Consider the following 9,465-nt stretch of genomic DNA (forward strand, 5'->3'; position numbering starts at 1 on the left):
CCGGAGTCCGGAGCAGCCGGTTGTTTTCTCGAGAAAGCCTTGTTTGACGCGCTTTTACCCTGCATGATAAGATATTTCCATGCCAGTCTTCAGCTACGAAGCTATTGATTCTTCCGGGAAAAAAGTAAAGGAAACGATCTCTTCCTCAGACGAAGATACCCTTAAATCAACCCTCAGGGGCATGGGGCTTGTGCCTCTCAGTATCAAGGTGAGCGAGACAAGGGAGATCTCCCTGTTCCAGAGGATAACAAATGAGGATATCCTGATCTTTACCCAGGAACTCGGCAACCTGCTTGAATCAGGACTCCCCATAGACAGGGCGCTGTATGTGCTTTCAGAGCATTCCGAGAAGAAGGCGCTGTGCGCGATCATCAAGGAGGTCTATATTGACATCCAGAGAGGCAACACGCTCTCGAATGCCATGGCCAAGCACAAAATATTTCCGCGGCTCTATATCAACATGATCAAGGCAGGCGAGTCAGGCGGGATCCTCGAGGTTGTTATCAAGCGGTTGGTGGTATTTCTTGAAACAAGCATCAATTTTAAAAAAGAGATCACCTCAGCCCTTATCTATCCTATTCTCCTTACCGTTGTGGGCGGTCTGGCAGTGGCAGTGCTGATGCTCTATGTTATTCCGAACTTTGCAAAGATATTCTCTGATATGGGCCAGACACTTCCCCTGCCGACACTGATCCTTATGAAGGTGAGCAGCCTGTTTGCGGCGTACTGGTGGCTGTTTTTGGGCGGGACGGTTGCTGTCATCTTTCTGATCCGCGGCTATGCAAGGACTGCTGAAGGCAAGAGTTATATCGACGGTCTCAAGCTGAAACTGCCGGTACTGAAAAAGCTGAGCATGAAATTCATCATTGCAAGATTTTCGAGAACCTTCGGTACGCTCCTGCAGAGCGGCGTGCCGATTCTTGAGGCCATACGGGTCTCACGGGATGTGGTAGACAATGACGTTGTTGCAAAGAAGCTTATTGTGCTCGAAGAGGGCGTAAGCAAAGGCAAGGGCATATCCGTACCTTTGAGAGAGAGCGGTGTTTTCCCTGCCATCTTTAACCAGATGGTATCGGTTGGTGAAGAGGCAGGAAGGCTTGAGGAGACCTTTCTCCTGATCGCAGACAGGTTTGAGGCCGACACCAGGAACCTTATCAAACGGTTTGTGAGCCTCTTTGAACCCCTGCTCATCCTGCTTATGGGCATCGTGGTAGGCCTGATCGTCATTTCAATGCTTATGGGCATCTTCAGTATCAATGAGATACCAATATAGAGAGAATGCAGTACAGAGAAGTCAGAAGCCAAAATACAGAAACGCAGGAGGATGTTATGAATTATAGAAAAGAACAGGGTCGTGTCAGAAACAGAAGAGGTTTTACGCTTATTGAACTGCTGGTCGTTATGGTTATCCTTGGAATGCTGGCAGCGCTGGTTGGCCCCCAGATATTCGGCAAGGTCGGGAAAGGCAAGCAGTCTGCTGCCAGGACCCAGATAGAGATGCTGGGCCAGGCCCTTGACAGTTACCGGCTTGATGTTGGCAGGTACCCGACCACGTCAGAAGGGCTGAATGCCCTGTCCGCGAATTCCGGGACACAGGGATGGAGCGGTCCCTATCTCAAAAAAGCGGTGCCGAACGATCCCTGGCAAAAACCTTATCAGTACCAGTCACCTGGGTCGCACGGGGACTATGACCTGTATTCCTATGGCGCTGATGGTGCTGCAGGCGGAGAAGGTGAGAATAAAGACGTCAACAGCTGGGAATAAGAGAGGGTTCACGCTCCTTGAACTTCTTGTTGTTCTCTTTATTGTCGGTATAATAGTATCCATTGTTGCTGTTTCTGTCGGAAGCCTTCGCGACAAGGCACTCTTTACGGAAGAGGCACGCAGGATCTATCTCACGGCAAAGCATGCCCGGGAGGCAGCCATTATCGACAGAACAGAGGTTGCTTTCCGTCTTAACGAAGAGACGAACACCTACTGGCTGGATTACCCGGCCTCAAAACCGTCAGAGAACCACGCTGTCCCAAAAAAATTTACCATAACCGGGACAGATATCTTCTTTTTCCCCAAGGGGAACAGCTCTGGCGGCCTGATAGAAATACAGAATGAAAAAGGGCAGAAATATGCGATTGAGGTCAATAAGGTCCTCGGCACTCCTTCGATCAAACGGCTTTAGTTTGATGGAGGTCATGGTCGCTCTTGCGATCATGGCTGTTGCGGTTGTTGCCATGTTTCAGCTTTATTCCCGCGCACTCCGTTCAACAAAGCAGGCTGAGGACTATACCCGGGCGATCTTCTATGGCCGCTCAATGCTCGATGAGGCCTATAGTGTCCCGGATCCTTCTGAAATATCAGGGTCAAAGGAGTACGAGAAATACTACACGGTCACCCGACAGGCTGTGATCAGATCAGAATCTGAGGACACGAAGGCTAAGCTCTATGAGATCATGGTGACCGTCACCTGGCCGCCTTCCGGAAACCTGACGATGAAAGGACTCCGCTCTGTCTATGCGCCTGAAGAATAACCGGGGATTTACGCTTCTTGAACTGCTGATCGCGATAACGCTCTCGATCCTGCTCCTAGCTGTTCTTGGTGCTGCCATGAGGCTCGGCCACAAGTCACAGGAAAAAGGCACAGAGCGGGGCGAAGTGACGCAGAAGATGCGCATCCTTGAAGACAGGATCGCATGGCTCATCAGGGGTGCCTATCCCTATTATGTGAAGAAGACTGACGAAAAGAAGATCTTCTTTGAGGGCAAGTCTGACAGGGCAGGCTTTGTGACGTCCAGCATTGACGTTCATGGCACAGGGCCGGAAGATCTTGCAGGATTGAAATGGGTCTCGATCTTTGTGGACAGCGAAGGTTTGAAGATCAGGGAAAAGGTCTTTTTCCTGGAAGATGTTTTTGAGGACAGAAACGGTAAGGTATATCTGCTTGACCCGGAGGTCAGAAAAATAGAGTTTGAGTTCTTCGAGATCAAGGAAGGAGAAAAACAGGGCAACTGGATCACTGAATGGGATCCGGAAGACAAAGAGACGATACCCTTAGCAGTTAAGGTAAAGATGACCCTTCAACGGAACGACCAGAAGCTCGAGTTCCCCGAAATGATCGTGAAGACCGCAGCTCAGCGGAAGCCAACCGGCTCGCGCTGAAATTACCTGATCTTTGCCCCTTCTTAGCGTCCTTAACGTCCTTCATAGGCCTTGAACAGGAAGATTTTTTCTGAGTATTTGATGCCCATCTGACACATATATGCGCCGCACAGTAGTGTGTCAAGGCGCATTTGCCCCTGAATTATCTCGTATTCTCAAAAATTCTCAAAATCATAGCCTCCTTAATTTATAAGTATATAAGCATGATGAGGAGGATTTCATGAACCTTATTTCATTCTGGCACGTATCTTGTTAATATGCTCTTATGCTTGGCAAAAGGAAATTGCGATGAAAGAAAAATGTGACAAGACAAAGTGCCCTTTCCTGAACAGTCCCTTTCCTGACTGCTACTGTTCCCAGCTGACCAGCCAGGCCACGGACAAGGTGATCAAATACTGCGTTGGCACTTATGAGGAATGTGATATTTACCGGCAGCATCTTGATACATGAAGAAGGACTTATGTCTGTTGAAGGGCACTTAGATCAGACAGCTGACTGTATTAATGTTGAATAACAATAAGGAGAAGATTACGATGAAGAGTCTAACTGTGAGATTGGGTAGCAGGCAGATCGGTTATCTGCAGAACGCACTGAAGTGTGCGGTTATGCTCACCTTGATGATAGGTCTGTTTCTCGTTTCAGATACCCAGGCCTTCACCCTCAATGTTGAGGGGTGCGACGCCGCTAACGTCTGCACCCCCCTTCCGGGAGGCTTCCGTTATCTGGTGGAGGAGGATAATACTACCTTGACCATCCCGCAGACAGTGCAGATCAACCCTCCGAGTGCTACCCTTGCCATCCACAAAAGCCACGCGCCGGTCGTGACATCAGGGGCATCGGCCGGATCCTCCGCAACAGTTACTGTGCCGGCAGGAAAGAGGTACTTCATCACCGTGCTCCCTGACGCTGGTTATGCCCTGGGCGGCGCCCCAAACTCTGCTATCGGTGCTGGGGGATCACTCGTTTTCAAGGATCCTGTGACCGTAAGGGTGAACCAACATCCTTTGCCGACTGCCCAGGTCACCATCTTTGCCCATATTGATCATAACCCGATAAATAATACCTGGGATCAATACGACGGCGGCCTCAGCGGCGCGGCTATCCCTACCCCAACCCCGTTAAACGGCGGCCTCGGACGCGCCACGGTAACCATTTACGATGCCGCAGGCCAGGTCATGTTTGATATCAACGGCAATCCACTTGGGACCATGTATGACGCTGGCGGTAATGTGATCGCCATGGGGACCGGTGTTGTAACCACTATGACGGCGGCCGATGTCAACAACCCTCTCAAGAACCCCTATAACCTCAAGATCGGGGAAGCGCTGATCAAATACATTTCTCCCAACAAGTACGGCGTCAAGGTTGTGCCCCCACAGTTTGACGACAGCGGTAACCCGATCAGCTGGGTGCAGACCTCCACGATTGAGGGGACGCAGGTCATAGATGCCTGGGTCAAGGCAAACGAACCCCGGCAGTTTATAGAAGGGTTTGGCCAGGGCTTTAATCATGTTGCCTTCGGCTTTGTCAAGGTGAGCCCCGCGTCTGAATCAGTGATCGCCGGCCAGTCGGTTAAGGTGCTTCCCTGGAACATCACCAATTCAGCGGACCCTGACTATGTAAACCGTGCCGGTTTCACCGGGTCTATCCAGGGGACCGTGCGTCTTAACCACTTTTCCCGGCCTCCGAGTCTGCAAGGATACTTCCCTGGCCCTCCGGTTGCGGAATGCTGGGTAGGTCTGAACAATCCTGTGGCAACGCCCGGACTGCAGCCTTCCGGACTGTACGCTGCTCCCTGTAACCCTGCCACCGGCGAGTTTGTTATCAACAATGTGCCGCCCGGCACGTACCAGCTGGTCTATTGGGATAAGCCTCTTGATTTTCTTTTCGGGTTCAATACGGTCACGGTCCCGGCCGGAACAGGAGGGACAGGAGAGGCCGTGAACCTCGGCAATGTCCTGGCCTACCGCTGGTTTGGCACCCTTGAGGGCAGCGTCTTCCATGACGTGAATGAGAACGGTTTCCGTGATGCCGGTGAGACCGGCATCGCGAGCCAGAACATCAACCTCCGCTTCCGTGATGGATCGATGTATCAGACAACGCCGACGGACGTGAACGGAGAATATGAGCTCGCCGAGGTCTTCCCCTTCTTTAATTGGCTCGTTGCGGAAGTGGATTTTGCCCGCTTCAAGGCCACGGGTATGACCACTGCTATTGATTACGGCGGGCAGATTACCTCATCGGCATGGCCGGCAAACGGAAACAAGGCGCTCCAGCCGCAGAATCCGTCTGATCCGTTTAACATTTATCAGACAACCGATTACAGGACTGAAACCGGCCCTGTACTGCTTGAGGCGATACAACTTTTTCTCGGCCAGACCAACCTGATCGACTTTGGTAAGACGACCTATAGCCCCGGCGAAAACGGCGGCATCGCAGGTATCGTCTACTATTCCGTGACCCGCGCTGAAAATGAGCCCCGCTTCGGGGCTGCTGAAACCTGGGAGCCTGGTATCCCACGGGTGCAGGTCTGTCTTTATCAGGACAACCTGACCAACGCAACCGGGGCGACGGTGCCGGACGGTATTATCGATGACATAAACGGCATTCCCGGTGTGCAACTCTGCGACGTGGACAACTATCCCTTTGGCTGGGCCGAGGGTACGGCTCCGAGAGGGCCTGAAGATGTGATCCGAAGCGGGGACGGCATTACCTTCAGCCTTGGTGATGCGTTACAGGCAACTTCTACTGATAGTTGGGATGACAACAATCCCAGTCGCTGCATACAGGACCGGCCGATTATTCACGGTATTCAGATCCCCGAGTGTGCAGACGGCTTCGGGACCTGGAACCAGGTGCGGCCGGGCGTTTTTGACGGCGGCTATGCCTTCGGGTCTCCTGTCGGCGATCCGGACCTGGCTGCAGGCACGTACATCGTTGAAGCAGTTATGCCGGACCACTATGGGATCGTGAAGGAAGAGGACAAGAACGTTGATTTCGGCGAAACGTTCACGGTAAGCCGGCAGCCCCTGGCAACGCAGCTCCTGCCGCCGGTCTGCGTCGGCACGGTAGATAACGGCCAACCGCTGCATATCGTTCCGAACGAACTGGCGCTTTTCCCTGGCGTTCCGATCGATCCGCCGCTGGCAGGCTCAACAACGCCGCTCTGTAACATGAAGCAGGTAACGGTAAGGCAGGCGCAGAATTCGGCTGCTGATTTTCAGTTTATAACCGAGGTTCCCAAAGCTGCCCGTGTCATCGGTTTTGTGCTGAACGACCTGACAGCCGAGTTTAATGCCGGCAGTCCTGTCTTTGGCGAGAAACTGGCTGCCAAATGGATACCAGTCTCTTTCAAGGACTGGACAGGGAAAGAGATTACCAGGGTCTACTCCGATGAGTTTGGCACGTACAACGCCCTGCTGCCATCGACCTACTCGGTCAACATACCCTGTCCGACCGGTGTTTCTCCAAGCATGATTACCCTGGTTCTGAACGATCCGAACCTGCCTGATGGGACCCTGGACCCGTACTATGACCCGACTTATGTCATAGCCCCCTGGACCCTCAATTACATGCCAGGGAAAACGACCTACGTGGATACGCCGATCGTGCCGATAAGGGCTTTTGCAGCCATGGGTGCGGGTTTCTCCACTGCCCCGGCAGACGGAACTCCGGTGATCAGATCACTTGACGGCCCTGGTACCGGGATAGCGCCGCTTATCTGCACCAACACCGATCCGTTGCCGACTACCGTCACCATTACTTCGCTCGGTCCGACGGTTGTCATCGATCCTGCCACTGGCACCAATGTCACCCGCGACTACGGCTTCGGCGCGACCCAGGGGAGCGTAACCCTGAACGGTACAGCCCTGTCGATCGTGAGCTGGAGCGCCGGCACTATCGTTGCCACAGTTCCTGCGGGTGCCACTACCGGAACTATCATGGTTACCAGGGGGGGCGCTGGCGGGCTGACCACCGAGATCGGTGTAACCCTGACCATCACCGATTGCGCAACGACTGGCGTCCGCAACGTTCCGAGTGCTTACCCGACCATACAGTCGGCAATTAATGCAGCTTCCGCGGGCGACCTGATCCTTGTAGCCCCGGGGACATACTATGAAAACGTTATCATGTACAAACCGGTGCATCTCCAGGGCGCAGGTGCGGGAGCCACGTTCATCAACGCTAACCCCAACCCGCTCGAACGGCTGCAGGCCTTCCATGCCTTTCTGGATGCGTTGGGTGCCAGGGATTTCGCGGCCTACATGCAGGGTGATCCCTTCACGGTTGCCGAGGCGCCCGGAATCTTTGTCATAGGCGAGCTGATCTATCCAAATGGCACTGCCCTGAATCCGTTGCCTGGGACAAAGACCCTGAATCCGGGGAATTCCTTCAGCACCACCGGACAGGCTTCTATCGACGGCTTCACCATCTCCGGCAGTAAGGCAGGGGGTGGGATTTATGGGATCGCCGGTGCAAGCAACCTGACCATCAGCAACAACAATGTGACCAACAACCAGGGCAATCTGGCAGGCGGCATCGGCCTTGGCATCGTGGGCTTCGACTCCCAAAACGACAATGTAATCATTCGAAACAACAGAGTCCACAGCAATGGCGGCGTTGACGGAAGCGGCGGCATTGCCATGAACGAAGGTTCGGAAAACTACCTGGTAGAAAGCAATATAGTTATGGGCAATTTTAGCCGCTTTAACGGCGGCGGCATCGCCCATAACGGCTTCAGCCCCGGAAATAATATCATTCGCAAGAACAAGATCCTCTTCAACGAGGTGTTCTTTGGAGCCCTGTTGAACACGGCCGGAGACGGCGGAGGGATATTTGTCGGCGATACGGTGGCTGGTGCTGAAGGAACCGGCAACGTCACCATCGAGGCTAACCTGATTCAGGGAAACCTGACCGGGGCAGGCTCCGGGGCAGGCATCCGGGCCTTTGCGGTCAATGCGCAGGATGTGGCGGATTCCCCGGCCAATGACGCGAGCTGGTACCGGCTGAATATCGTCAATAACATTATCGTCAACAACGTTGCTGCTGTTGCGGGGGCCGGAATCTCGCTGCAGGATGTACTGCGGGTGAATATCGTAAACAACACCATTGCCAACAATGACAGCACGGCCACGGGTGTTCTTGCCTTCGCCGCAGGCGCAGCCAATTCGACGCCGCAGCCTTCAGGGGTCGTCTCGGGTGTCCACAGTTCAGCTCTGCTGGCCCTGATCACGCTTCCCGGGGAGCCGAACTACTCCAACCCGGTACTGTTGAATAATATCATCTGGCACAACCGCTCATTCTTTAATGACGCCAGTCTGAACGGCGGCGCCGGCGGATTGGCTCCAAACCCTGACGGACCGTACTGGGACCTGGCGGTCATCAATGCAGTCACCCCTCCGGCGCTTGATCCGGACTATTGCATCCTCTCTGCCCTGACAGGCGGACCGGGCGGGAAGAACTATAACGACGGCACCAACATCGCTGCTGATCCCGGTTTTGTCCTCAACTACTCAAATATTCTGCAGTCAGCATCAGTTATCGACGAGGGCGGGAACAGCATTAACGTTCTGTTCACACCGCTGGATCCTGCTGCCGGCAACTACCATATTACGCCGGCGTCTCCTGCAGTGAATACGGGGAACTCCGCAGGTGCCCCGACAACGGACTACGACGCTCAGGCCCGGCCCAACGGCCCGGCTCCGGACATTGGCGCGGATGAGGTATATGTAACAGCTCCGCCTCTGGTCATAACCACGACCAGTTTACCGGGTGGGGTTGTGGGCACAGCATATCCTGCAACGACCCTGACGGCAACAGGCGGCTTTGGTCCGAAGACCTGGTCTGTATCGGCTGGAGCGCTTCCTGGCGGCTTGACGCTGAGCGCAGCAGGAGTAATCACCGGTACGCCGACAGCACCGGGGACCTTTAACTTTACGGTGCAGGTAACAGACAGTAGCGGCACAGCAACAAAGCCTCTGAGCATTATTGTGACAGTGGGGCCGCTTACCATAACCACGACCAGTTTACCGGGTGGGGTTGTGGGCACAGCATACCCTGCAACGACCCTGACGGCAACAGGCGGCTTTGGTCCGAAGACCTGGTCCCTAGTAGCGGGCGGAGGCTTTGGGCAACCGAGCGGCGGACTTCCTGGCGGCTTGACGCTGAGCGCAGCAGGAGTAATTACCGGTACGCCGACAGCACCGGGGACCTTTAATTTCACGGTGCGGGTAACAGACAGCAGCGGCTCTGTAACAAAGTCCCTGAGTATTGTTGTGGCAGCGCCATAATTATGGTGAATGGATTACATGA

The 9,465-nt window shown here is 54.0% G+C and carries 7 protein-coding genes; all 7 read left to right on the plus strand.

The features are described from left to right. Positions 1-79 precede the first annotated feature (79 nt). Positions 80-1,273, plus strand: coding sequence for a type II secretion system F family protein (locus HZB62_08735; protein ID MBI5075230.1), 1,194 nt, complete (start codon positions 80-82; stop codon positions 1,271-1,273). Positions 1,274-1,329: 56 nt separating this feature from the next. After that, complete coding sequence (gspG, locus tag HZB62_08740) at positions 1,330-1,764, plus strand: type II secretion system major pseudopilin GspG (GenBank protein MBI5075231.1); 435 nt, start codon at positions 1,330-1,332, stop codon at positions 1,762-1,764. Next, a complete protein-coding gene (locus HZB62_08745; GenBank protein MBI5075232.1) occupies positions 1,733-2,176 on the plus strand; it encodes a prepilin-type N-terminal cleavage/methylation domain-containing protein in 444 nt (147 codons plus the stop codon). Before gspG ends, HZB62_08745 begins: the two co-directional genes overlap by 32 nt. Next, complete coding sequence (locus HZB62_08750; GenBank protein ID MBI5075233.1) at positions 2,124-2,525, plus strand: prepilin-type N-terminal cleavage/methylation domain-containing protein; 402 nt, start codon at positions 2,124-2,126, stop codon at positions 2,523-2,525. The genes HZB62_08745 and HZB62_08750 overlap by 53 nt, the downstream gene beginning before the upstream one ends. After that, a complete protein-coding gene (locus HZB62_08755; protein ID MBI5075234.1) occupies positions 2,509-3,153 on the plus strand; it encodes a type II secretion system protein in 645 nt (214 codons plus the stop codon). The genes HZB62_08750 and HZB62_08755 overlap by 17 nt, the downstream gene beginning before the upstream one ends. A 288-nt stretch (positions 3,154-3,441) precedes the next feature. Beyond that, positions 3,442-3,603 (plus strand): hypothetical protein, encoded by a 162-nt coding sequence (locus tag HZB62_08760; protein ID MBI5075235.1) that lies wholly within the window; start codon positions 3,442-3,444, stop codon positions 3,601-3,603. A gap of 83 nt (positions 3,604-3,686) precedes the next feature. Next, positions 3,687-9,443, plus strand: a complete 5,757-nt coding sequence (locus tag HZB62_08765) for a putative Ig domain-containing protein (GenBank protein ID MBI5075236.1) — start codon at positions 3,687-3,689, stop codon at positions 9,441-9,443. Positions 9,444-9,465 lie beyond the last annotated feature (22 nt).

This window comes from Nitrospirota bacterium, assembly GCA_016214855.1.
Lineage (GTDB): Bacteria > Nitrospirota > Thermodesulfovibrionia > Thermodesulfovibrionales > UBA6898 > UBA6898.

Coding starts and splice junctions, on each gene's coding strand:
- HZB62_08735 (MBI5075230.1), top strand. CDS start 80: ATGCCAGTCTTCAGCTACGAAGCTATTGATTCTTCCGGGAAAAAAGTA.
- gspG (MBI5075231.1), top strand. CDS start 1,330: ATGAATTATAGAAAAGAACAGGGTCGTGTCAGAAACAGAAGAGGTTTT.
- HZB62_08750 (MBI5075233.1), top strand. CDS start 2,124: ATGCGATTGAGGTCAATAAGGTCCTCGGCACTCCTTCGATCAAACGGC.
- HZB62_08755 (MBI5075234.1), top strand. CDS start 2,509: ATGCGCCTGAAGAATAACCGGGGATTTACGCTTCTTGAACTGCTGATC.
- HZB62_08760 (MBI5075235.1), top strand. CDS start 3,442: ATGAAAGAAAAATGTGACAAGACAAAGTGCCCTTTCCTGAACAGTCCC.
- HZB62_08765 (MBI5075236.1), top strand. CDS start 3,687: ATGAAGAGTCTAACTGTGAGATTGGGTAGCAGGCAGATCGGTTATCTG.